We start from the raw sequence: 26,203 nt of genomic DNA on the forward strand, positions 1-26,203 counted from the left end.
CTAATTAATTCCATAGTATTAAGTTATAGTGTTGATACTTTTTGTAAAGGAGGGGAAAAATATTATATTTATCTCAAAAGAGAAGCATAGCTCATATTTTAGTAAATTTAAAGAGCTGTTATCTAGAATAACTATTGCTAAACAAGTACAGTGGGGTTTTTATGGACTATTTATAATTTTATTGATAACTGCAATGATAATCTTAGAGAATACTAATCAAATCTTAAATAAGATTGAGAATTTAGATAAAAATATAATTCCGATTGTTCAATCTAATGAAAGAATAACTAGAAATATGTTAAGAAGAGAGAAGAATATATATGGTTGGCAGTCAGGTATAGTTGCCTTAAAAGAAACAGGAGATATTATTTCCAAAGATATAAACTCTATTAAAAAGCATAGAATAGAGGTGGATATTTTAAAAGAGTTAGATCAGATTGATGGTCTAGCTGCTGAAATAGATGATAAAATCAATAAGTTATCAAAGTCAGAAGTTGATGGCATAGAGAGAAGGCTGCTATTTTCAGAGCTAACAGGAATAATATCTAAATTTAATCAGAAAAACTCATCTCTTGTCAGAGAGAATTGGGATGAGTTAAGTAAGAATATGAGTAGTATTGTAGATAGTGCTCTTAATATCAGAAAGAGGGCTATAATTATAACTACTATAAGCTTATTAGTATCTCTTCTTTTAGTGATCTTATCTAATAAAAGGATTACTAATGTTACAGATGATATAAAAGCGAAGACCTTTCAGGCTGCTACTAGAGGTGATAAGATAAATAGTTCTGCTCAAAAGATGAAGGATAGAGCAGATAATGTTGATCAGAGAATTAATCATAGCTTTCAAATTATTAAAAATTCAATTAAGGCAGATAAAGAAGTCTTTTTTACAATCTCTCAGATATCAAGTTCTATTAATGAAGTATCAACAGGAGCTAACTCTTTAAATACTCAAGCTGAAGAGATTTTAGATGCTGCTCAGCTGACATATGAGTCTATTGAAGAAGCTGATGATCAAATTACCTTAGCACATAAGATAATTTATGAAACAGTTGATATTATGGAAAAACTTAAATTAAGTCTTGCTAAGATAGATAAAATATCTGATAAGATTAGGGGGATTACTGATCAAACCAATTTATTAGCATTAAATGCATCGATAGAGGCAGCTAGATCAGGGGAAAACGGTAAGGGCTTTGCTGTGGTAGCAGATGAAATTAAAATTCTAGCAGATGAGAGTTTGCTTGCTACCAACTCTGTTAAAAGTATTATCAAAGAGATTGATGAGGTATCTGAGCAAGCAATTATTAATATGGTAGATAAAGATGATAGTATGAGTATTATTAATATCTTTTCAAAGGTCAATAGCCTCTCAAGAGGGATTGTTACTAAGATGGGCAAGGTAATTGGATCTGCTAAAGAGCAACTTCATTCAACTCAGCAGATAAATAGGGTAACCCAAGGGATTGCTGCTAGTAGTAGCAAGGTATCTACCCAAATAGAGTCTACTTTAGATAGAACTAATCAGTTGGAATATACAATGGAAGAGGTAGTTAATTTAAATAATGATCTGCTTGCGAGTATTGATAGTCAGAGTATTCAATATCAACAGCAGTTAAAACTGATAAATAATATAATAGTTGCTAATCAAAAATTAAAGAATAGATAAAGAGGTGAAATATAAATGAAAGGAATTATATCTTTGGGAGAAGCGTTGATTGACTTTACCCCTTTAGACGATAATAATATGAAATTTCAAAAGAGTCCAGGAGGAGCTCCAGCTAATGTGGCAGTAGGCTTAAGTAGACTAGGAGCAGAGTCTACCTTTGTAGGTAAGGTTGGTGATGATCTATTAGGTAGATTTATGAAAGAGATTTTGGAGATAAATAGTGTTAATACAGATAATATGCTCTTAACAGATCAGGCTAGAACAGGGTTGACCTTTGTTACTTTAGCTGAAGATGGAGATCGAAGTTTTAGCTTTTATATTAATCCTAGCGCTGATACTTTCTTGAGTCAAGATGATATTGATACTAAGATATTTAAAGAAAATAAAATCTTACACTTTGGTTCGATCTCTTTAATCCATGAGCCAGCCTGTAGTGCTACTAAATATGCTGTACAACAGGCTAAAGAGCAGGAAATGCTAATTTCTTATGACCCTAACTTACGTCTAAATCTTTGGGAGAGTAGTCAAGCAGCTAAAGAAGGAATTATCTCTATCTTAGATCAGGTTGATATTCTTAAGATTTCTGAAGAAGAGTTAGAATTTATTACTGGTGAAGTAGATGTAGAAAAGGGTGTTAAAATATTAAAACAGGAATATGATATTTCTTTAACTTATGTCACCTATGGTAGTAAAGGTTCTTATTATTACTATAATAATCTACTAACCTTTATAGAAGCAATGGAGGTAGAGACAGTGGATACTACAGGAGCAGGAGATGCTTTTGTCTCAGGTATCCTATACAACCTAAATAAGACAGACAAGAAGATAAGTGAGTTAGATAAGAAGTTTTTAGATAATACTATTAAGTTTGCTAGTATCTCTGGAGCCTTAGCAGCCTCCCAAAAAGGTGCTATGTCGGCTTTACCTACTTTGGAGCAAATTCAAGAGATTATGGGGTGAGGAAATCTTAATCTTGTCTTTGATAATATTATACATTAAAAGTTGTTTACAATAAGTTAAATAATAAAGGGATATTGTGATATCACAATATCCCTTTATTATTATATTTTAAATTGATATTAAATTCTTATCTTCTGATTATCAATAAGTTTATAGAATACCTCTTTAAATCTATCCTCCGAATCTAATATTTTTTGGGAATCAATTATGCTACTTTTAATCATCTTCTGACTTTCTTTTAAATAAAACGATCTATAAGCATAGCCATTATAACTGTATTTTTCCTTTAAATGTTCATAGATATTTTGATAACTCTCTGTAAAGGTCAACTCTGGATTATAGTAAATAGTATGCTCCCAAGCTCTGCTAATCATCTTTTCAATCTTCAAACCATCCATTCTATCAGCATCAGCAATAATCTTGCCATAAATAGAAAGGGGCTCTTCTTTTAAAGATGCTCTATGATCATGGCAAGCTTGAGCAATTAGCTCAAGCTCTTCTGGTTTAAATAACTTTTTTAACTTTCTATCCTGTTTAACTAGAATTTGTGAATATTTATGATGATCTTTACGGTTTTTAATAGGATTATCAGGATAATAGCCTAACCCAATATCATGATAAGCTGCTGCAGCATAGGTAATATCCAACCTTACTTTAAGTAAAGAAGCTAAGTGGAGAGACTTATTAATTACTATATTGACATGTCTTCTGCTATGGGCTTTGTCAAAGTTGTCATATAGAGGTATTATATTATTTTCAATATGATTTTTTAGATTAATGTTGATTTTATTTATTAAATTAGAATACATTAAATCACCTTTCTATAATATGACCTTTATTTATTCTATCATCTATATAAAGGATGTCAACTATTTAGATTATATACTCTAAACTTTAGGTTAGGGTCTTAGTTAACCTGAAAGTGCTAATATGATTTTTAAAATTATCCACTCTTTACTAAAGAATATCTTATTTAAGATGTGAAGGATAAATATGGTTATATCGAAATAAATAATTGTAGATAAGTATTTGATACCTGATCATTATAAAGAACTGGTCAGTTATCTTTATTTCAAGTCATTCTTAATATTATTTTACTCTACTCTTTTTAATAAAGACTAAGATTCCAATAAAAAGAACTATCAGGGAAGCAATTGCTGTACTGATGATATTGACAGTATTTAATACTGCTACTTTCAAATATATCCTCTGTTTTTTAGCAGGGATAAAGTTCCAGACTAAGGTTTTTCCTTGATTTTTAACAAGATCGGCATTATGCTCTAAAATTTTAACTGGCAGAGTCAATTTTATTCCTAAGTCAATCTTGTTTAGCACTGAAGGAGTTATTCCTGGGATTTTATTCTCTTTTCCAGTATAATTACTCAAATCAAGCTCTTGCTGGTAGGTATAATAAGTATAAACGAAGGATCTCTTAATATCTATATCAGGAGTAGTTAAGTTATCAGGATGAAACTTATCATTAGCATAATTCTTCTTAAAGGCTTCGATTAAGATAACAGGATTTTTAATCTTAGTTATATCATTAAAGCTCTGTTTTAATCTTATTCCAAGATATTCATTGCTCTTAAAATCACTGATAGTATAACCAGTCTTTTTGGCAGTTTTCTTAATTTTTATTAATTCCCCTGGATTTTCGGAGATTAGATGATAGATTGATGGAGGAGTTGCTAGAATATATTCAATATCTCCACTTCCATCTCTATTTAAAGATAGATTTACTCTAAGCTTCATACATCCTGACATAAAGAAGATAATACAAGTTAAGATAATAGTTAGTAAAATTAAATTAGTAGTCTTTTTCATCTGCAATCCTTTCTGTATAGAATTAACTTAATGAAGTTACTTTGTTTATTATATCTAAGTTGATTAATATTATTCTTTGATTTAAACTAGAGTATATAAAATAGCGGATTATGGGTATATTGCGACACTTTTTGAGTTTAAGTATAAGATTAAGTATAAGTCTAAGGATAGTTTAAGCAGTGTTTTTATGATTTACTCAAACTTAATCTTAGCCTTATACTTAGTTGCAAAGTATCGTAATATCTCTATATTATATTACTTTCTTTGCTACAACTAGCTATAGCTTTATAACTTTGAAACTTTATGAATAAATATAAAATTATTTGAATAAAAGTAGAAATTATGGTATGATGATAAAAAATAATTTTGTGCTGAGAGGAGTAATTAGATGATAGAGATACAAACGTTAGTGACCTTTATAATTTATTTTATCTTTTTAATGGGAGTAGGTATTTATTTTTATAAGAAGACTACCAATATTGAGGATTATTTACTCGGTGGAAGAGGAATGGGTAGCTGGGTAACAGCTTTATCTGCTCAAGCTAGTGATATGAGTGGATGGTTATTGATGGGATTACCAGGAGCAGTCTACTTAGGAGGGGGTAAGGAGTCTTGGATTGCTATTGGTCTATTTATCGGGACAGTATTAAATTGGAAGTTTGTAGCACCTAGATTAAGGGTATATACAGGCAAGACCAATTCTATGACTTTAGCCTCTTTTTTTGAAGATAGATTCCAAGATCCAACGGGATTGTTAAGAATTATTTCTGCGATTATTACTCTGATATTCTTTACAATTTATTCTTCTTCAGGTTTAGTAGCAGCAGGAAAGCTATTTGAGTCTATGTTTAGTATTAACTATACAGTAGCTGTAGTAGTTGGTGCTGTAGTGATAGTTCTGTATACGTTCTTAGGAGGATTCTTAGCAGTATGCTGGACAGATCTATTCCAAGGGATATTGATGTTTTTAGCTATTACTATAGTACCAATTCTAGCCTATAATCATGTGGGTGGGATGGAAGCGATTAATCAAGCAATGTCAGCTAAGAACATATCTTTAAGCTTAATTCCTGAACATAGTTTACCGTTGATGGTCATTATTTCTACTATGGCTTGGGGGTTAGGTTACTTTGGTCAGCCACATATTCTAGCTAGATTTATGAGTATTAAATCTATTAAGAAATTACCAGAAGCGATGACTATTGCTATTGTTTGGGTACTTATCTCTTTAGGGGGAGCAGTAATTGTAGGATTAATCTCCATTCCTATGTTCCCTGAGATTGCTGATGCTGAGCGTGTATTTATAGAGATGATTACTGAAATATTCAACCCTTGGATTGGTGGAGTATTATTAGCAGCTATTTTATCGGCTATTATGTCTACTATCGATTCACAGTTATTAGTGTCATCTTCAACATTGACAGAGGATTTCTATGATAAGATTATTAATAAAGATGCCAGTGAAGCTGAATTGATGCATGTAGGAAGAATCTGTGTATTAATTATCTCTGTGATAGCTTTATTTTTGGCTTTAAATCCAAATAATACAGTATTAGGCCTTGTTTCTTATGCTTGGGGAGGCTTTGGTGCAGCCTTTGGACCAGTAGTTTTATTTGCACTATTTTCAAAAAAGACCAGCTGGAAGAGTGCTTTGGCAGGTATGGTTATAGGAACTATAGTTTTAGTTGTTTGGAAGCAGGTTGGTTTAGGGGCTAAGATGTATGAGATAGTTCCAGGATTTATTGCTAATGCATTGACAATTATCGTGATGAACCTATTTTTTGCAGAGGATAATCAAAATATCTTAGATGAGTTTGATCAGGTAGTAGAGGTTGTAAAATCAGGAGATGTTTTGTAGAGTGGAATAAAAGTATAAGGTAAATTTAAAGATAATAAAATATAAGAGAGTAGAGAGGAGTGAGTAGGTAAATGGAAGCTTTAGTCCAATTTTTTAATACTTTAAGTGGTTATGTCTGGGGGCCAGTAGCTATTTGTTTATTGGTGGGTACAGGTGTTTATATTACATTAAGGCTCGGCTTTTTACAACTAACTAAATTTGCTCATGCAATTAAAATTCTTAAAGGTGATTATGATGACCCAGAGCATGAAGGAGAAATCAATCACTTTGAAGCCTTAAGTGCTGCTTTATCTGCAACTATTGGTACTGGTAATATTGCTGGTGTAGGTACTGCTATTGCTATGGGTGGTCCTGGGGCAGTGTTTTGGATGTGGATTACTGCCTTTTTTGGGATGGCTACTAAATATGCTAGTTGTTTACTAGGGCATAAGTATAGAGAAGTCGATGAGGATGGTCAAGTAAGTGGTGGACCAATGTATTATTTAGAAAAAGGATTGGGACAGAGATGGTTAGGTTTGTTATTTGCCTTTTTTGCAATGTTGGCTTCCTTTGGTATTGGAAATATGGCACAGGCAAATTCAGTAGCAGAGCCTGTAGCAGCTTACTTTGGCATTCCTAAACCAGTAACAGGGGTTGTATTGGCTGTATTGGTATGGCTAGTTATTGTTGGAGGAATTAAAAGAATTGGTCAAGTAGCAAGTAAGATAGTACCTTTTATGTCTATAATCTATGTTTTAGGGGCGTTGGGTGTTATCTTAGCTAATATTCAAGAGGTTCCAGCAGCCTTTGGAATTATCATTAATTCGGCTTTTAATCCAGCATCAGCGGTAGGTGGCTTTACTGGTGCAACAGTAGCCATGGCTTTACGCTTTGGTGTGGCACGAGGGGTGTTTTCTAATGAAGCAGGCTTAGGTAGTGCACCAATGGCTCATGCTGCTGCGAAAACTAATGAATCGGTTCGAGAAGGTTTAGTAGCAATGGTGGGACCCTTTATTGATACTTTGATTATCTGTACTATGACAGGATTGGTGATTGTAACTACTGGTGCTTGGCAAATGGTCGATCAAGTCACAGGTAAGGGGTTTATTGGAGCTGAATTGACAGCTAAAGGATTTAATTTAGGCTTACCTGGTCCTGGTGGTTTTGTTGTAGCTTTTAGTATTATCTTTTTTGCTTTTTCTACAGCAATTGCTTGGTCCTATTATGGTGACCGTTCAGTTAAGTACCTATTTGGTGATAAATATGTTAAGTATTATCATTGGGTTTATGTCTTGATTATTCCTATTGGAGCTAGTATGAAGATAAGTCTGGTATGGGCTATATCTGATGTAGCTAATGGTTTAATGGCATTACCTAACCTAATTGGCTTAATAGGATTATCTGGAGTAGTTGCTAAAGCAACTAAAGATTATTTTAGTAGGATTAAAAATAGTGTTGATATAGAAGAAGTAGCTTAAAATCAAATGAATATAAAAGATAAGGAGAGCCTTTACAAAGGCTCTCCTTATCTTTTATAGTGGCTATATCAAATTCTGAAATGATGAGTTAAGCTCTTTAATGTTTATTATTTCTCAATATTTTCAAGTAAAGGTAGATTTAAATTATACTTTAGAATTAGAAGTTGGGTTAAATTATTATTTAAAAAGTATAGACTAATTTTATTTTATGTATTTTAATGTTCAAAGGTTGAAATAATATAATAAATATAAAAAAACTATTGAATGAAAAAAATATTTATGATAACATATAATTACAGAAGATTAATGCAAACGGTTGCATTATAATTGAATAGTTGATTATATAAGTTATATAAGTCTTTGTATAGTAAATCTTCATCTATTTAAGATTTATCTATTTATCAGAGGTGGTAAATTTGGAAGGAATTACAATGAAGGATGTTGCCAAGTTAGCAGGTGTTTCAGCCTCCACAGTCTCTAGAGTGATATCCAATGACTCTAGAATCAGTAACAAGACTAAGAAGAAGGTTTTGAAGATAATGGAAGAACTCAATTATTATCCAAATACAATAGCTAGAAGTCTCGCAAATAATAAGACTGATACTATTGGGGTGATAATGCCTTCTTATAAAGAGGATATATTTATCAATCCTTTCTTCCAAAAGGCTTTAAAAGGGATAAGCCTAATAGCATCCCAACATTTTTTTGATATCTTAATAGTTACAAATCACAAAGAAGAAAGTGATGTAGATGTTCTTAAAAGAATAATCAAAGGAAAAAGGGTAGATGGATTGATCTTAACCCGCCCTAAGGAAGATGATGGAGGAATCAAGTTTTTAAAAGAGAATAATGTCCCCTTTGTGTTAATAGGAAGTTGTTTAGAGTATGATGATATACCATCAGTAGATAATGATAATGAACAGGCATCTTATGACTTAACTGCACTTCTGATAAAAAAGGGCAGAAATAAGATAACTTTTATAGGTGGGGAGTTAGATTCAGTAGTTATGAAAGATAGATATAAAGGCTATTTAAGAGCATTAAAGGATTATAATATTCCCTTTGATGAAGATTATTTTATATCTGATAAATTTCTTGAAAAAAGTGGCTATTATCTTACATCTAGATTGATGAGCTTACATAATAATCTTGATGCAATAATAGTTGCTGATGATTTAATGTCTTTAGGTGCATTAAAGAGATTAAAAGAGGGTGAGAAGCAAGTACCAGAAGATATAATGTTAGCCAGCTTTAATAACAGCATGTTAGCTAAATATGCAAATCCTTCTATAACTTCTATTGAGATAAACTCTATAGAATTGGGTAGAAGGGCTTGTCAGAAATTATTTGATATCTTTGAGGAAAAAAGTAGAGAGAATAAGGAAATCATAGATTATAAGATTATAGAACGCGAATCTACTTCTTTAAAAAAAGGTGTAAACTAATTAAATTAATTTATGTCTTTTTAAAGTTTTAAATTTTTAGCTTTATACAGCCGTTTGTATTCTTCTTATAAAACTATAAAGAGGTGATTTTTTTGAAGTTAAAAGGAAAATTATTATTAATCTTATCATTACTTATTGTATCTGCTTTAATGCTAGTAGGTTGTGGATCTAAGGAAAGCAAACAAGCTGCTGATCAAGTAACAGTAGATATATTTCAATTTAAAGTTGAAGCTAAAGATGCATTAGAGAGTGCTGTAGCAGAATATATGAAAGAAAATCCTAATGTCAAGATCAATGTTCAAACTGTTGGTGGTGGAGATGACTATGGTGCTGCTTTAAAATCTAAGTTTGCATCTGGACAAGAGCCAGCAATTATGAATATGGGTGGTATGCAAGATGTTAAGGATTGGATAGAGAAGTTAGAAGATTTATCAGATCAACCATGGGTTGACAAAGCATTTAATGGTACTTTAGAGGCAGTAACAGCAGATGGAAAGATTTATGGTATGCCTTTTGCTCAAGAGGGATATGGATTTATCTACAATAAGTCTATCTTTGAAAAAGCTGGTATAGATGCGGACTCTATTAAGAGCTTTGATGCTTTACAAGCTGCTGTGAAGAAATTAGATGCTAAAAAGGATGAATTAGGATTAAAAGCAGTAATCTCATTCCCTGCTAAAGAGACTTGGGTAACTGGATTACACTTATCAAATGCTGCTTTTGCAAATGAATTTTCTGATGTAGTTGAAGCTTTCAATGCTAAAACAATTGACTTTAAATATGCTGATGCTTTCAAAAAATTAATAGATTTACAAGCTAACTATGGTTATAAACCAGATGGAACTAAAGGTTCCTTAAATGCTGTTGATTATTCAACTCAAGTTGAAGAGTTATTTGCATTAGAACAAGTAGCAATTACTCAACAAGGTAACTGGGCATATGGTAGTATTGCAGGAATAGATGAAGAGGTAGCTAAGAATATTGGTTTCTTACCAATACCAGTAGTTGGTGCTAAAGAGGATTCTATCCCTGTAGGTATTCCAATGTATTGGGCAGTTAATAACGGTAAAGATGAATCTGTTAAAGATGCAGCTAAAGACTTCTTAAACTGGTTATATACTTCTGAAAAAGGTAAACAGATGATTATCCATGACTTCAAATTCATCCCACCATTTAAAGGGTATGAAGGAGAGAATTTAGAACCAACTGATCCATTGGCAAGAGATATCTTAAAATATTCTAACCAAGATAGAACTATGCCATGGGTATTCATGGGATATCCAACTGGATGGGGAATGGACAAATTAGGTGCAGATATTCAAAGCTATTTAGCTGGAGACCTTAGTTGGAATCAGTTAGTAGAAAATGCTAAAACAACTTGGGCAGAGTCTAGAAAATAATTTTTAGACTCTTGTCAGGTTGCTTACAATAAGAGAGCTATCAAATTGATAGCTCTCTTATTAAAAAAAACAGAATATAAAACCATAGATTATGGATAAGTTTATCATCTACTAAAAGGAGAGTTGAATATGAAAAGAAGTAAATTAGCATTTTGGGGATTTGTTGGACCATCCTTGTTTGCTTTTTCATTGGTAGTTATCATCCCATTATTAGTTGGAATTTACTATTCTTTCACTGATTGGAATGGAATTAGATCACAGGTTAACTTTGTCGGTTTGACTAATTACTTAGATATATTTAAAGATGAAGGTTTTGTACAGGCTTTTATATTTACTACTAAATTTACTATAGCTTCAGTAATAAGTATTAATATTATGGGCTTTTCTTTGGCTTTATTGGTTACTAGAAAATTAAAGATAAGTAATGCACTAAGAACAATCTTCTTTATGCCTAACTTAATAGGTGGACTAATTCTTGGCTTTATCTGGCAATTTATCTTTACTAAGGGCTTTGCAACTTTAGGAGAATTAACTGGTCAGCGCTGGTTATTAGGTTGGTTATCTAATCAAGAGACAGGATTTTGGGGTATGGTAATTTTAATGGCTTGGCAGATGTCTGGATATTTGATGGTTATTTATGTAGCTGCTATTCAGAATATTCCAAAAGAATTGGTTGAAGCTGCTCAAATTGATGGGGCTAATGCTTGGGAAAGAACTAAGCATATTATCTTTCCACTTGTAAGACCGGCTTTTACAGTAAGTTTATTTCTTACACTTTCTAATTCATTTAAGTTATATGACCAGAACTTGTCATTAACAGGTGGTGGACCTGCTAATTCGACTCAAATGATTGCTATGAATATTTATAATACAGCCTTTAAATTTAATGAAATGGGTGTAGCTCAAGCAAAAGCAGTAGTGTTCTTTTTAGTAATAGGTGTTATAACTATTAGTCAGGTTTATATCACTAAGAAGAGTGAGGTGGAGATGTAATGAATAAAGGCAATAAGGTTATTTTAAGAATAATAGGTATTTTGACAGGACTTTTATTTCTATCTCCTTTTTATATAGTAGTTATTAATGCATTTAAGACTAAAAAAGAGTTATTTATGGATACTTTAGGATTGCCTAATTCTTTTAGTTTTGATAACTTTGTAGAGGCTTGGAAGAGATTGGATTTTTTAAGTGTATTCTTTAATTCTTTAATTATAACTGTAGGGAGTATAGTCTTTATAATTATCTTTTCTTCTATGGCAGCATGGATGCTACAAAGAACTAAATCTAAATTAAGTAATTTAATTTTCTTTGGATATATTGCTGCAATGTTAATACCTTTTCAAGCAGTAATGCTTCCTTTAGTTAGAGTTATGGGTAATTTGAATTTATTAAACATTCCAGGATTAATGTTTATGTATGTGGGGTTTGGATCAAGTTTATCAATCTTTTTATATCATGGCTTTGTTAAAGGGATACCAACGGCTTTAGATGAAGCAGCTACTATAGACGGCTGTAATAGCTGGCAGACATTTTGGCACATTATCTTTCCAATCTTAAAGCCAATAACAATAACAGTTGCTATTTTGAATACTGTATGGATCTGGAATGACTTTCTATTACCATCACTTGTTATCAATAGACCAGGAACACGTACGATTCCTTTAGCAACCTTCTTCTTCTTTGGAGAGTATACTAAGCAATGGCATTTAGCTCTTGCAGGTCTTGGCTTAGCAATAATACCTGTAATAATCTTCTATTTCTTCGCTCAAAAGCATATTATTGAGAGTGTTACAGCAGGTAGTGTAAAATAAATTATTTACTTCGAAATTTTAATAGCTGATAATAATTTAGATAAAAAATACTATCAATAGCCTTATCTCTTAAGGCTATTGATAGTATTTTTATTATTTTGAATAAAAAGATAGGGTTATTGTCTTAATATCTCTATATTACACTAATTTTGAACCTATATTGATTATTAAGCTAAGAACAAATAAATTTATTTTTTAAGCTCTAGGGTATATAATGTAGATAGAGAGGAATAATAATTAATTTTAGAAAAAGTAACTGCTAGGGGGGCAAAGAGAAATGATTACAGAATTAAGTCACAATCTTGATCTAAAGCAGGAACAGCAGTTGGTAATGACCCCAAAGTTACAGCAGGCAATTGAACTCTTACAGTTATCAACCTTGGAGCTAAATGAGTATCTGCAAAAAGAGATGATGGAGAATCCTTTATTAAGCCTTGAAGGAGACTATAGTAATCAATCTGGTAGTTATTTGCCATCAGAGCAGAGTGAAGGGATAAATTATGAAAATTTTATCAGTAAAGAGCTGACCTTAGAGGAAAAGATGATGGGACAGCTAGGCTTAGTTTTTGATAATGACTTAGACAGGAATATAGGTAAGTATATAATTGCTAACCTTGATGAATCTGGGTTTTTTAATGATTTTCAGAGTGTTACGGACAACCTTAATGTTAGTAGAGCTAGTGTGGAAAGAGTATTAGATAAAATTCAAGGTTTAGAACCGATAGGTGTAGCTACAGCTGGAGTAAGAGAGTTTTTATATCTTCAGTTAGAAGAATTAAAAGGAGTAATTCAAGATAATAATATTATTTTAGCACAGCAGATTGTCTGTGAATATCTAGATCAGTTAAGTGCTAATAAGTTAAGGTTAATCTCTAAGGGTTTGAAGTTAGAGATTGCTTATGTACAGAAGTTAGTCGATTTAATTAGAAATTTAAAGACTACTCCTCGAGAAAGTTTTACTAATAATCACAAAAATAATTATTTAGACCCTGACATTATTATCAAGAAGATTGGCGATAGATTTGAGATTATCATGAATAAAGAGAGCTTTCCAGTCTTGAGAATCAATAAATATTATCAGAAGTTATTAAAAGAGAAGAATGATTCTAAATATAGATCATATATAGAGAAGAAGTTAAATTCAGCTTTGTGGCTGATAAAAAGTATTGAGCAACGCAGAGAGACTATTTATAGTATAGTCAAAGACATCGTAGACTTTCAGTTGGAATTTTTAAATAGTGGGATTAAATATCTAATACCAATGACGATGCAAGAGGTTGCTGATAGAGTTGAAGTTCATGAGTCGACTGTCAGTAGAGCTACAAAGAATAAGTATATTCAAACCCCTTATGGTCTATTTCCTTTAAAGTTCTTCTTTAATGAAGGTGTCAAGAGTAAAGATGGAAGAGTTTCAGCAATCGCTGTCAGAGAAGAGATCAAGGAGATAATTGCAGGCGAAGATAAGAATAAACCTTTAAGTGATCAAAAAATCAAAGAAATCTTAGAAAAAAAGGGAATTTATATTTCAAGAAGAACGATAGCAAAGTATAGAGCTGAACTTAAAATTCCTGCTTCAAGGATGAGAAAGCGTTATGATTAAAGAGATAAAGCAAATTGCTTTATCTCTTTTTTTAGAGGAATATAAGGTATAATTGTCTAATCTTAGAATTAGCAGTGCTTAAGACTTGATGATAAGTAAAATATAGAAGATTGGGGAGATTAAATTGTTAACTAAGAAAAGCTTCTACATACTTATATCTAATTTGATTATAATGATTGTTTTAACAAGTATAGGTGTAGTAAGTGCTAAACCCTTTGTTACCAATCAAGCGGGGATTAAGAGGGTGCAATATAACTTATTGATATTGGGTTATGGTATTGCTCTAACAGGGGAGGTTGATTCTCAAACCTATAAATCTTTAGTAGACTTCCAACAGAGAAATAAATTAAGGGCATCTGGTGAGATTGATATAGATACCTTCTTTAAGTTGGAGGACTTTGCAGGCTATATGAGCCATAAAGTAGTAGTAGGTGATACTTTAGAGAGTATAGCTAGAGGCTACGATGTTAGTGTTGATATGATTAAAAGATTAAATAAGTTAACCTCTTGGGAGTTGAAGGTAGGTGAGGAATTGATTATCCCCCAAAATGGTTTAGAGGAATTGGCTGAGTATAATTTAAATAAAGTAATAACCTATATTTTAAAACCTGAAGATAGTCTAGCTGAAATTGCTAGAAAATTTAACACCACTGTAGAAGTGTTACAGAGGGTCAATAATATAGAAGATATTAGAGGAATAGAGGCTTTGAGGATACCCATTAGCATAGTAAAGTCACAGTATAAGTCTAAAAATTTAACTAGGGATGAGATTCTTAATAATTTGATTGCTCCGACAGTAATTAGGGTTTCCTCTAAGTTTGGTTATAGAGAGCATCCTATTAAAAAAAAGAGGATACTCCATAAAGGGGTTGATTTAGCAGTTGTGACAGGTACTAAGGTTAAGGCAATATATAAGGGGACGGTCTTATATTCAGGATGGATTAGAGGATATGGTAAGACTGTGACTATCGATCATGGTAATGGAATAGTTAGCTTATATGCTCATAACTCTAAACTCCTAGTTTCAAAGGGGGAGAAGGTAAAAGCAGGAGAGATAATCACCCTCTCTGGTAATACAGGAAGGAGCACTGGTCCCCATTTGCACCTGGGGCTTTATATAAATAATGAAGCAGTAGATCCGTTAAGATATATAAAATAAAGGTATGGAGATATAGTTAATGAGACAATAGATAGATATTGCGACACTTTACAAATAACAAATAATAAATAATAGTGAATAAATAAAAATTTATCTTCCTAGAAGGTTTAAGGGTTTTGAACTTAACTATTATTTATGCTTTATTAATTATTCATTGGTTTAAAAATTGTCGCAATGTACCCATTATAAGACAAATAAAATTCAATTAGTAAAAAGGATAATGCTATGGAGGGATAATCATGTTGAAAATAGGTCATCGCGGAGCCTCAGGTGTAGCTCCAGAGAATAGCAAGGCTGCCTTTCTTAAGGCTATAGAGTTTGGACTGGATATGGTAGAGTTAGATATACAGTTGACTAAAGATAATAACTTAATTGTATTTCATGATTATGATTTAAAGAGAATTACAGGGTTAGATAGAAAGGTAGGTGAGATGACCTTAGCTGAGCTTAAGAAGCTTGATATTGGTAGTTGCTTCAGTAAAGAGTTTAGTGATGAGAGGATACTTACTCTAGCAGAGGTGATTGATCTGCTTAGAGGTAAGTTAAAGATCAATATTGAGATTAAGATTAATCAACAAAAAAGTGATGTTATTATTGAGAGTTTGTTTGATATATTGGAGGAGCAAGAGTATGAAGATGATGTGATTATCTCGTCCTTTGACCATAGAATACTTAAGGTAATTAAAAGGAAGAAGCCTTCTTTGAAGACGGCAGTTTTAATTGGTGCTATAGTAATGGAACCAATTAGATTAATTCAAGAAGCTTCTGCTGATGGAATTCACCCCCATTATTTGACGATAAGTAAAGAATTGGTAGAAGAGTTAAAGGATTATGGATATTTTATTAACACATGGACTGTTAATAGTAAAGAAGAGGTAGATAGACTAGTTGAAATAGGGGTTGATGGGATTATGAGTGATTATCCCATGCTGATAACAAAAGCAGTGAAGAGATAATTGAAGAAGTAGGATAACAGAATTTAATAATCCATAGTAAACTTTATTTGACAGATTATGATATAATATCAATAAAAGGTGAAATGAAAACGTTATCACAAAGGGAGGATCCTATGAACAAAATTTTAGTATCAGGTCTGATCAATATTGAAACAACTTTAAAGGTGGATGGATTTCCAGTGAAGTATTCTCCAGTCAACTATCCTTTTTGGGGAATCCGTTCTACAGTTTCTGGAGTGGCAATTAATATCTCAAAGGCTTTACATACTTTAGGGGTTGAGACCAATCTCTTGTCTTTTATTGGCGAGGATGGTGGTGGAAAGGAAGTCCTAGATGAATTAGCTTCTAATAATATTAAGACAGATTATATTGTTAAGGATATGGAGGAGACACCACAGTCAATCATCCTTTATGAGGAGAGTGGTAGAAGGCAGATTCATCTAGATTTGAAAGATGTGCAGAAAAGAGAATACCCTATAGAAGAATTCAAGAAGGCATTAGCAGAGAGCTCTATAGCTGTTTTAGCAAATATCAATTTCTCAAGACCATTTTTAGAGATAGCTAGATCAGCAGGTAAGTTAGTGGCTACCGATGTACATGTGTTATCTGATATCCATGATGAGTATAATAGGGATTTTATGAGATATTCGAACATTCTCTTTATGAGCGATGAAGGGATTGAAGGAGCTGTAGAGGATTTTGCTAAGAAGGTAGTTCAGGAATATCAGAATGATATTTTGGTGATTGGTATGGGCAAAGAGGGAGCCTTATTATATGTAAAAGAAGATGATTTTCTTGGTAAATTTGAAGCTGTAGATACAAGAGAGATAATCAATACAATTGGTGCAGGGGATGCCCTTTTTTCAAGCTTTATTTATTTTTATAATCAAACTCAAGATCCTTATATATCATTGAAAAAGGCCATCTTGTTTGCTTCTTATAAGATTGGAGAGAGAGGTGCAGCAGAAGGCTTCTTAGATGAGAAGAGTTTAAACGAATTATATTTAAATGTATATGGAGAATAATTTATTTAGAAAGATAAAGATAAAGCCTTGAAACTTAAGTTTCAAGGCTTTATCTTTTATAGGGTGATTTAATAGCTGAGTTTATTAGATTAATTGTAATAAATCTTAAATAAAAGCAAAATTTATAAAAAGATAATTGAAATTAAAGGTGTTATAATGTTACTATAACTTATATTAAGGTTTGATGTTAGTAGAAAAATGGTAGAATAAAGAGACAGTTTTTATATTGAAATTGAATTAATACAATACATCAATTAACATATTTTTAATACTTATAATCAAATAAGGAGGAGTAGGTAATGGAGCAGATAATATCTTATGTAATGGCTCTAATCTTATTAGTGATATCTCCAGTTGCAACAGTTGCTCAAAGAGATATAGATAAGCATATTGTTGCTTATTTCCCCAATTGGGCTACTTATAGCTCTCAGTATAAGAACTTTTCAGTAGGTGATATACCTTGGGATAAGGTAACTGTAATCAATCATGCTTTCTTTAAGATAAGTAATGATTTCCAGTTGGAATCTACTGATAAATTTGTTGATTTTAAAAAGGAGTTTGAGCACTCTGACTTCTGGAGATTTGATAGGCTTAAGGGTCACTTTGGAGAGTATAAATATTATAAGAGATTATACCCTGATGTAAAGGTGCTTATCTCTGTTGGTGGCTGGTCAGAGAGTGATAAGTTTCATCAGATGGCTCTAACGGCAGAGAATAGAAAGAAGTTTATAGATAGCTGTATAGAGTTTTTAAAGAAATATCCCTTTATAGATGGACTCGATCTTGATTGGGAGTATCCAGGTGTCAGTAGAGAGGGGGTAGCAGGAGGCCCTGAGGATAAAAAGAATTTTACAAAGTTGCTTAAGGAGATTAGAGTAGCTTATGATAGTAATAGAATGGGCGATAAGCTGTTGACTATAGCTATCCCAGCAGGTGAGGATAAGATTGTAGGAAGGCAGGAGCCTGACAGGTACCACCAATATTTAGATTTTATCAATTTGATGAGTTATGATATGCATGGTGCTTGGGAGAATAGGACAAATCATCACTCTCCAATCTACTCAAACCCTTATGATCAGGCAGGAAGTTATTCTAGAAGAATGAACCTTCATGCTGTAGTTAACTTCTATACAAGAAGGTATGGTATACCAGCAGAGAAGATTATAGTGGGAACTCCTTTCTATTCAAGAGGATGGCGGAATGTAGAAGATACAGGTGATGGGTTATATGCAAGAGCTTCTGGAGGAGCACCTAGTATTTTAGGAAATGGTGGAGAGAATCCTTATTGGAAGATGAAGGAATTGGAGGATAGCAGGGACTATATTAAGTACAGAGATAAGTACTCTAGGGTTCCTTATCTTTATAATAAAGAGTTAGGTTATTTTTATAGTTACGAAGATAAGGTTTCTTTGTCAGAGAGAGTTGATTATGTCAATAAATATAACTTGGGTGGGATAGTTATCTGGGAGATTACTGGTGATGATTTTGAGGGAACGATGATAAATACAATATATGAGAAGTTCAGTAATGAGTAATTAGTGAAGAGTAATGAGTATGAGAAATAGGCAGACATAGCCTGCCTATAATTTTAAGATGGTTTTAAACTTATTCCCACCAACTACTCACACTCACACTAAACTAACTTGGAATACAGATAGGAGTTCCAGCATCTAGCTTATTTATGTCTTTAATTTGAGGGTTAGCTACCTTTAACTCCTCTATAGGTACACTATACTTTTGAGCAATAGCATAGAAGGTATCTCCTGGTTCAACGACATAAATTGATCCTCCTGGGCAAGAAACAGGTCCGGCACCGGGAGCAGGTGGTAAACAGATTTCTTGTCCTGCTCTAAGTTGTTTAGGGTCTATCCCAGAGTTAACAACAAGCAGAGCATCGAGAGTATAACCAAATTTTTTAGCTATACTAACAAAAGTCTCACCTGCCTTGACTGTATAGAATTTACCTGGGCATGGCCTTACTGGGGGAGTTTGTGCTGGAATACAGATTTCTTGACCAATCTGCAATTTGCTAGGGTCAACATCTGGATTAGCTGCAGCCAAAGCTTCAGTAGAGGTGTTGAAACGACGAGCTATAGTAAAGAAAGTATCTCCTAAAACAACAGTGTAAAAAAAGCCACTTGCACAGGGACCAGAGATATCTTCAACTGGCATACAGATTTGTTGACCCACTTGTAAATTAGCAGGATCGATATTTGGATTGGCAGCTATTATTGAAGCTACAGTTATCTCAAAACGACCAGCTAAATTATATATTGAATCACCAGGTTGAATAGTATATAGGGTTCCATTAGGACAGTTTAGATTATTAGCCATTATTCAATAACCTCCTTTCAGATTTATTTTATATATATTATGCAGTATAGGAGGAAAGTGGGATTTTTAAGTTGAGTATAGTGTCGCACTATCTCTAAATTGTATTAATTCTTCTAATAGCATAGTTAAGATTAAATAATAAAAGAGTTAGGCTTGAATTCAAGCCTAACTCTTTTATTATTTATGCAGCAGGTTCTACAACTGTTTCATTTTCTTTAAGCACTCGATTATCAACTCTTGGATTGATGGTATCTTGAGCACGTAAGTATTCAATTACGATCTCTTTGATCTCTTTATAGCTATTAGTAAATTCAACCTCTTTGAAGGTAGAGAACTTGTCACCACCAACAGCTAAGAAGTTATTTGTTGCTACTTTATATTTCTTATCCAGTTGAAGTGGGGTACCATCAGCTAGTTGAACGCTAACTACTCTATTATATTCTCTTTTATTTGAGTCATAGATTACCTTCAATCCTGATAGTTGCATCATCCCTTTATCTAAGTTGAAGCTCTGTTCTAAGATCTCTATAATCTGCTGACCAGTCATCTTAGCTGTTACAGCAGTATTACCAAAGGGTAATAAGGAATAGATCTGTTCTACTTTGACTTTACCAGCTGGAATATCAACTCTTAAACCACCAGCATTCTGGAATACAATATCTGCTTGAGTATACTCTTTAACTGCATCAGTAACCAAGGCACCAATATTAGAGATGTCATTATACTTACGCTTTAAGGCTACCTTGGAAGTAGTTAAAATTTCACTCATAATCGGTTCAATTGCTTTTTGATACTTATCGACAATGGCTTGAGCCTTCTTATCTAAACTGATATTAAGCTTAGTTTTTCTAACAGCATGAGTAGTAGGTTTAATAGCTACAACCTCATTAGTATCTGTATTTACAAAGTAGCTTAGATGTCCAATCCTACGACCATGTTTGTAAGCTTCTACCACAGGAATACCATTGATAGTAGCTGTGACGGTATCATGGCTATGTCCACCAATCATTCCATTGATATCTTTAACCTTTTTAGCCACCTCAATTAATTCACCGCTAACTTCACCAGTAGACCAATCTGTATTACCTGGCATATGACTTAGTACGATGATTAAGTTTGCTCCTGCTGATTTCACTTGTGGAGCAATTTTATTGATGATTGTAGCAGGATCTCTAAATTCTAGATTTGCAATGTGAGTTGGCATGGTAGAAGTTAGAGTATCTGGGGTTGAAATTCCTATTATTCCAACTTTAACTCCATTTACTTCAGTGATAATATATGGCTTTGCATAATCAACTACTTGATTAGTATTTTTGTTATACAAGTTAGCAGCTACAAATTTATAATCTGCTTGTTGAGTTATTTCTGCTAAAACATCTTGTCCCCAGTCAAATTCATGGTTGCCGATCGCACTGGCTGTATAGCCAAGGTAGTTGAACAACTCGATAACTGGTGCTCCATGATTTAAGGTAGAAACTGGAGTGCCTTGGTAGCTATCGCCACCACTTACTAAGATAGTACCTTTAGGATTCTGTTTTTTATAATAATTTATTACCGCTGCAAATTTAGCAGCTCCTGCTTCATAACCACCTCGTAGATTGCCATGAAAGTCATTAGTAGAGAGGATATCTATCTTTTTATATTTATTTAAAGTAGCTTGAACCTCTGGATCATTGATATTGATGCTTTTAGCATTCCAAGAACGATTCTTAGCAGGAATTTCTATAATACCTGCATTGATAAGCTCAATAACCTGATCTCTTTGTGGGTGCGCTAAATCAGCACCGATAATCTTCCAGTTATTATCTACAGCTGGGTTAATTGTTTTGTTTTCTCTAATATAGTCGATAATATATTGTTGAATTGTCTTTTCAGATTTAAAGCTGGGATCATTGTGGAGAATTCCTGATGCCTTTAAGCCACCATAACGGTAGTTATTTAAGGCAAGGGTAAAGGTCTGATTATCCTTAACTGGCTTACCTTTGAAGGTTAAGTCAGTAATTCTTTCTCCAGCAGGCTTAGAGATATTAATCTTGTAGTTAATACCTGCAAACATATCATAGTTATACCCACGAATTTCTGGATCGAAGCTGATCGTTAAATCTCCTTGTCTATAGGTATTGAAGTAAGCGGCAGTCCACTCCATATAATCCTTCAACTCTTTACCACTAATTTCTACAGTATAGAGAGTGTTGGGATACTTGTAAATTAAAGCAGTATCTTTAATAGAGACAGGACCAGCTTTAATAGTAGCATTACTATCAAATAATGCAGCTGCAGAGATATCAGCCCCTGTAGCTTCTAATTGTATTCGATTGATCAAGTCAACTAATGGGGTATCTTGAATCTGTGCTGCTGGTATTCCTTTAATCTCATCTTGAGGTGTAAAGTCTCCAACAGCTTCTCCAATAGGAGTTCTTACATAATTGACAGTCTCTTGGTGATAATCCTTAGCTAATTCTAATACTTCAGAAGCTGCTTCAACATTTTTGGTCTCTAGGTGAGTTCCTTTTTTATTAACGACTGTCCAGTTGCCATCTTTTTTAGCAATTGTTAAGTCAACTCTTGAAACCTGATGCCCCTTATCTTCAGGAGCAATTATCAACACTCCATTGATAGTTTGATTTACAAGTTCATGATTGTGACCAGCAAAGATAGCAGTGATCTCTGGGTTCTCTGCGGCTACTTTTCTGACCTTATCTCCACCAGTCTTATGTCCTTCTCCCTCTAATCCTGCATGGGCAAGGGCGATAATAATATCTGCTCCCTTTTGATTCATTTCTGGAATATATCTTTTAGCAGTAGCAGACATATCTTCAAATTCAAGAGTAGCCACTTTATCCCCATCCCAACGAGGGATATTAGGGGTGGTCAAGCCTAAGATAGCGACTTTGATTCCATCTATGTCTTTGATTGTATATGGCTTTACAAATAACTTATCTTCATTTTTATAATGGATATTAGCTGATAACACAGGAAAATCAGCATCGGCAATGATATTTTCTAAAGTATTCAATCCAAAGTTGAACTCATGGTTGCCTAGCACCCAAGCATCATAGCCCATTAGGTTCATTACATTCATCATTGGATGCTTGACATCATCTCTATCTTTGAAGATATTTGTTAAGGTAGTTCCTTGAATCATATCTCCAGAATCGACAAGAAGAGTATTGCCATTGTCTTCTCTGACATCTTTAACAATAGTGTAGACTTTGGCTAATCCTATATTATCATCTTTTTGATCAGTCTTATAGGCCCACGGATAAATATTACCGTGGATATCACTGGTTTGCAGGATAGTAATTGTCTTACTATTCTCTTCAACAGGTCTTGATGACATAGCATTAACTCCAATCGCAAATAGAGTCAATACTAACACTAAGATTAAAGCTCTTCCAATCAAACTTTTCTTATACATCTTTTGCCCCCTTATTATTTTTATTTTAACCAGACTATAATGTTGATAGTAATGATAGCCCAGTTAAAAGCAGACTAAAATTAAAGCTCTCTATAATATTTTACATAAGAAGTTCTTTAATTTCAATCTTCCTATTAAAATCAAAAAAATTAAGGTTATAATAACAATCTATTAATAAGATAATAACAGCATCTTAAACCTAAAAAAGCTATATCAATTAGGAATATACCTAGATTGGCTATAGCTATTTAAAATTATCAAATTTAAAATATTCCTTTAAAGAGTTTAATTAGGAAGAGGGGTTAGTTATATGATTAATTTCTTGAAGATTAGGAATTATTCTATTAACTTCTCTAGTCTCTGTATTAATTAAAAAACGTAAATGTCCCAAGTGATTAGTATTTATTACAGGAACGCCGTGTACAGTAGTTGCTAAAGGTTGATCTTTATTGTTACCTATAATACCATCTACATCTTGAATTTGCTTAGTGATCTCGATTAATTTTTGATTAGATTGTTCGGTCATGTAATTTTCTTCTTCTAAATTATGTGTAATCAGAATAATTAAATCAGCTCCCTCTGCTCTAATTTGAGAAATAAGTCTATTGATTATTATCACAGGGTCTTTAATTACTAGCTTATTGGTTTCTCTTATAATAGCAGAAGGAATAAGGGCACCAATTACTCCTATCTTAATTCCATTAACCTCTTGAATTAGATAAGGCTTTAGATATTCAACGAGTTTGTCTTTATCCTTATTGTAGAGATTAGCAGCCAGGAATTGATGCTCTGTTTTTTCTACAATATTTTGTACTTTATCACTACTTGAGTAAATCCCATTAGGGATTGTATAGTTTAAATAATTGGTCAAATCTATACTCTGCTTGAAGGAAGGTTTAAAATTCTCTTGATAATTATCAGTAGTACTTAAGAGAAGGGTTCCTTCAGGATTTTGATTAAGGTAATGGTCAATAAATTTAGTATACTCATTGGGATTATCCTCAGGATTAGTATAGAATCCCTTGGTTGATATAATATCGACCTGTTTGTAGTTGGTATTTACTCTAGTAGACTTTGCTGACATGGCATCGATGCTTTTGTTCTCTTCTGGAATTAAAGAGTTTATCAAAAAGGATAGTAAAATTAGTGAGAGAACAAAAATAAATACTCTAGATTTCTTAACGGACATTGCTTACCTCCTCAATAGTAATTATAAAATTGTCTTTCTGGTGAATTAATTTAGGTATTATCTTTTTATGGGGACATTGTGACAGTTTAGTAATCAGTAACGAGTGGATAGAAAAAATACCCAAGTGGATTTTTCCTATCCACTCGTTACTGTCGTAATATTATTTAATTATATTAATTTTCCTCATCTAAATATATAATTTATATATTTAAATTTATAATCCTCTTGAAAATAAAGTGTATTATTGTAAAAAGATATTAATAATTAATTAATATAGTAAAATTATTGATGGATTCTTAATATAATTATCTGGTTTTAGAATTAAATATATATTAATCAAATTATTAATAAGAATAACAGAATAAATTAAAAAGATTATGAATATGTTTTTCTTGAAATTCATTAAAAGTATCTATATAATATACATATGTGTTTAAATGACAGACATAAGTAATGTAGGAGGAGAGAAGATGATAAAAAAATTAGGTTTATTGCCAAAGTTAGTTATCGGAATTATAGTAGGTTTAATCTTAGGGGCTTTCTGTTTGAAAGCAGGGTTAGAATGGCCAATCTCTTTATTAAAAACATTTAATGGGATTTTCGGTAGTTTATTGAGTTATATTATTCCATTTATTATTATTGCTTTTGTAGCTCCAGGGATTGCGGAGCTAGGTAAAGGGGCTAGTAAATTATTAGGAATTGCAACAGCAATAGCTTATTTATCCACAATTATTGCAGGAACTTTAGCTTTCATCTTAGGAAAGGCATTATTACCAGTCTTATTAAATGGAAATACAGACTTAAATACAATTGATAATACTGTTAAGGCTTTCTTTAATATCGATATTCCACCGATGATGGGGGTAATGACAGCCTTGGTAACTGCATTTATGGTCGGTTTAGGGATGGCTAATATTAAAGGAAAGAGCCTTTATAATGTAATTAAAGACTTTCAAAATATAGTCCAACAGGTTATTAAAGTAGTGATCATCCCATTATTGCCTATTCATATTGCGGGTATTATAGCTAATATGAGCTATGCTGGCAAGGTTGCTTCTATCATGTCTTCTTTTGGTAAGGTATTTATACTTATCATTGGATTACAGACTACTTATGTAGTTATCCAGTACTTAATTGCTTGTCAAATAGCCAAGAGAAATCCAATTACATCTATTAAAAATATGCTACCAGCATACTTTACTGCAATAGGAACTCAATCTTCAGCAGCTACTATTCCAGTAACAGTGCGCTCAGTATTAAGTAATGATGTAGAAGAGGATATTGCTGATTTTGTAGTTCCTTTAGGTGCAACCATCCACTTAGCAGGTGATACTATCACTCTAACTTTAGCTTCAATGGCTGTAATGATGTTAAGTGGTCAAGCAGTAAGCTTTGCAGCAATGTTTCCATTTATTTTGATGTTAGGGGTGACGATGGTAGCAGCCCCTGGAATTCCTGGAGGGGGGGTAATGGCCTCTTTAGGACTTTTAGAAGGAATGCTAGGTTTTGGAGGAATGCAGAAATCTTTAATGATTGCCTTACATTTAGCCCAAGATAGCTTCGGTACAGCATCTAATGTAATGGGTGATGGTGCTATTGCTATTATTATGAACAGTTTATCTAGGAGTGAGAAATTATAATAGAATTAAGATAGATTCTATTAATAAAAATCATATAAATTCCAATAAAGAAGCTCAGCTGTTAACAGCTGAGCTTCTCTATTACTAAGGATAGATTTATGATTTTATAGTGAAAATTAAGTGGCTCTTTATAGAGATAATGCGACACTTTTGTTTGAGTTTATAGTATACGGTGTACAGTTGAGAGTTAAGGTTTTTAAAGGTGAAAAGAATTATTGTTTGAACGGAGCAAAAATTGAGATAGAATTTAAAGTGCAATTAGGTTTTAATTAGAGAGATAATAATTGATAATATTTATTATTTTGATTGCGTAGTAAGTTTTAATTCTTTTCTAGACCTTTTGGTTACTTTTAGGGCAATGCTAAAAGTCAACTATCTAAAAGTTTTATTTAAAAAGCTTAAAATAGAGTGAATTAATTCACAAATCAATATACTTTAATTTGCTTTTTGATTAGTCT

The 26,203-nt window shown here is 32.7% G+C and carries 19 protein-coding genes; 14 read left to right on the plus strand and 5 right to left on the minus strand.

What is annotated here, in order from left to right; genetic code table 11:
• Nucleotides 1–28 precede the first annotated feature (28 nt).
• Nucleotides 29–1,672 (plus strand): methyl-accepting chemotaxis protein, encoded by a 1,644-nt coding sequence (locus BX659_RS15555; RefSeq protein ID WP_097019243.1) that lies wholly within the window; start codon nt 29–31, stop codon nt 1,670–1,672.
• A 15-nt stretch (nt 1,673–1,687) separates the two neighbouring features.
• Nucleotides 1,688–2,632: an aminoimidazole riboside kinase gene (locus BX659_RS15560; protein ID WP_097019244.1), complete on the plus strand. Its 945-nt coding sequence runs from the start codon at nt 1,688–1,690 to the stop codon at nt 2,630–2,632.
• Between the two features lie 119 nt (nt 2,633–2,751).
• On the opposite strand, the gene BX659_RS15565 is transcribed toward BX659_RS15560, so the two are convergent.
• Both BX659_RS15565 and BX659_RS15570 read right to left on the minus strand, forming a co-directional pair.
• The gene (locus tag BX659_RS15565) at nt 2,752–3,441 is read right to left on the minus strand and encodes an HD domain-containing protein (RefSeq protein WP_097019245.1); all 690 of its coding nucleotides are present in this window, start codon (nt 3,439–3,441) and stop codon (nt 2,752–2,754) included.
• Nucleotides 3,442–3,721: 280 nt separating this feature from the next.
• Entirely contained in the window at nt 3,722–4,456 is a 735-nt protein-coding gene (locus BX659_RS15570) for a DUF3153 domain-containing protein (RefSeq protein ID WP_097019246.1), read from the minus strand.
• Between the two features lie 388 nt (nt 4,457–4,844).
• On the opposite strand from BX659_RS15570, the gene putP reads away from it, so the two are divergent.
• The 11 genes from putP (at nt 4,845) to BX659_RS15625 (ending at nt 18,699) form a co-directional block, all read left to right on the plus strand.
• Nucleotides 4,845–6,314: a sodium/proline symporter PutP gene (gene putP, locus BX659_RS15575; RefSeq protein WP_097019247.1), complete on the plus strand. Its 1,470-nt coding sequence runs from the start codon at nt 4,845–4,847 to the stop codon at nt 6,312–6,314.
• A 71-nt stretch (nt 6,315–6,385) separates the two neighbouring features.
• The gene (locus BX659_RS15580) at nt 6,386–7,771 is read left to right on the plus strand and encodes an alanine/glycine:cation symporter family protein (protein ID WP_097019248.1); all 1,386 of its coding nucleotides are present in this window, start codon (nt 6,386–6,388) and stop codon (nt 7,769–7,771) included.
• Nucleotides 7,772–8,187: 416 nt separating this feature from the next.
• The gene (locus tag BX659_RS15585) at nt 8,188–9,216 is read left to right on the plus strand and encodes a LacI family DNA-binding transcriptional regulator (RefSeq protein WP_097019249.1); all 1,029 of its coding nucleotides are present in this window, start codon (nt 8,188–8,190) and stop codon (nt 9,214–9,216) included.
• Between the two features lie 92 nt (nt 9,217–9,308).
• Nucleotides 9,309–10,616 carry an ABC transporter substrate-binding protein gene (locus BX659_RS15590; RefSeq protein WP_097019250.1) on the plus strand — a complete coding sequence of 436 codons (1,308 nt, stop codon included), beginning with the start codon at nt 9,309–9,311 and terminating at the stop codon, nt 10,614–10,616.
• Nucleotides 10,617–10,745: 129 nt separating this feature from the next.
• Entirely contained in the window at nt 10,746–11,609 is an 864-nt protein-coding gene (locus BX659_RS15595) for a carbohydrate ABC transporter permease (protein ID WP_097019251.1), read from the plus strand.
• Entirely contained in the window at nt 11,609–12,424 is an 816-nt protein-coding gene (locus tag BX659_RS15600) for a carbohydrate ABC transporter permease (protein WP_097019252.1), read from the plus strand. The genes BX659_RS15595 and BX659_RS15600 overlap by 1 nt, the downstream gene beginning before the upstream one ends.
• 277 nt (nt 12,425–12,701) lie before the next feature.
• Nucleotides 12,702–14,024 carry an RNA polymerase factor sigma-54 gene (gene rpoN, locus BX659_RS15605; RefSeq protein ID WP_097019253.1) on the plus strand — a complete coding sequence of 441 codons (1,323 nt, stop codon included), beginning with the start codon at nt 12,702–12,704 and terminating at the stop codon, nt 14,022–14,024.
• A gap of 172 nt (nt 14,025–14,196) precedes the next feature.
• Nucleotides 14,197–15,183, plus strand: a complete 987-nt coding sequence (locus tag BX659_RS15610) for a M23 family metallopeptidase (RefSeq protein ID WP_181186450.1) — start codon at nt 14,197–14,199, stop codon at nt 15,181–15,183.
• Between the two features lie 239 nt (nt 15,184–15,422).
• Nucleotides 15,423–16,139 (plus strand): glycerophosphodiester phosphodiesterase, encoded by a 717-nt coding sequence (locus BX659_RS15615; protein ID WP_097019255.1) that lies wholly within the window; start codon nt 15,423–15,425, stop codon nt 16,137–16,139.
• A 113-nt stretch (nt 16,140–16,252) separates the two neighbouring features.
• The gene (locus BX659_RS15620; protein WP_097019256.1) at nt 16,253–17,164 is read left to right on the plus strand and encodes a carbohydrate kinase family protein; all 912 of its coding nucleotides are present in this window, start codon (nt 16,253–16,255) and stop codon (nt 17,162–17,164) included.
• Between the two features lie 299 nt (nt 17,165–17,463).
• The gene (locus BX659_RS15625; protein ID WP_097019257.1) at nt 17,464–18,699 is read left to right on the plus strand and encodes a glycoside hydrolase family 18 protein; all 1,236 of its coding nucleotides are present in this window, start codon (nt 17,464–17,466) and stop codon (nt 18,697–18,699) included.
• Between the two features lie 103 nt (nt 18,700–18,802).
• On the opposite strand, the gene BX659_RS15630 is transcribed toward BX659_RS15625, so the two are convergent.
• The 3 genes from BX659_RS15630 to BX659_RS15640 form a co-directional block, all read right to left on the minus strand.
• Nucleotides 18,803–19,498 carry a muramidase family protein gene (locus BX659_RS15630; protein WP_097019258.1) on the minus strand — a complete coding sequence of 232 codons (696 nt, stop codon included), beginning with the start codon at nt 19,496–19,498 and terminating at the stop codon, nt 18,803–18,805.
• Nucleotides 19,499–19,679: 181 nt separating this feature from the next.
• Nucleotides 19,680–22,916 (minus strand): 5'-nucleotidase C-terminal domain-containing protein, encoded by a 3,237-nt coding sequence (locus tag BX659_RS15635; protein ID WP_097019259.1) that lies wholly within the window; start codon nt 22,914–22,916, stop codon nt 19,680–19,682.
• Nucleotides 22,917–23,205: 289 nt separating this feature from the next.
• Nucleotides 23,206–24,105 (minus strand): hypothetical protein, encoded by a 900-nt coding sequence (locus tag BX659_RS15640; RefSeq protein ID WP_097019260.1) that lies wholly within the window; start codon nt 24,103–24,105, stop codon nt 23,206–23,208.
• Between the two features lie 473 nt (nt 24,106–24,578).
• Between BX659_RS15640 and BX659_RS15645 the strand changes: the two genes are divergently transcribed.
• Entirely contained in the window at nt 24,579–25,745 is a 1,167-nt protein-coding gene (locus tag BX659_RS15645) for a dicarboxylate/amino acid:cation symporter (protein ID WP_097019262.1), read from the plus strand.
• Nucleotides 25,746–26,203: the final 458 nt, after the last annotated feature.

The sequence above is a fragment of the Orenia metallireducens genome (genome assembly GCF_003001995.1).
GTDB classification, from domain to species: domain Bacteria; phylum Bacillota; class Halanaerobiia; order Halobacteroidales; family Halobacteroidaceae; genus Orenia; species Orenia metallireducens_B.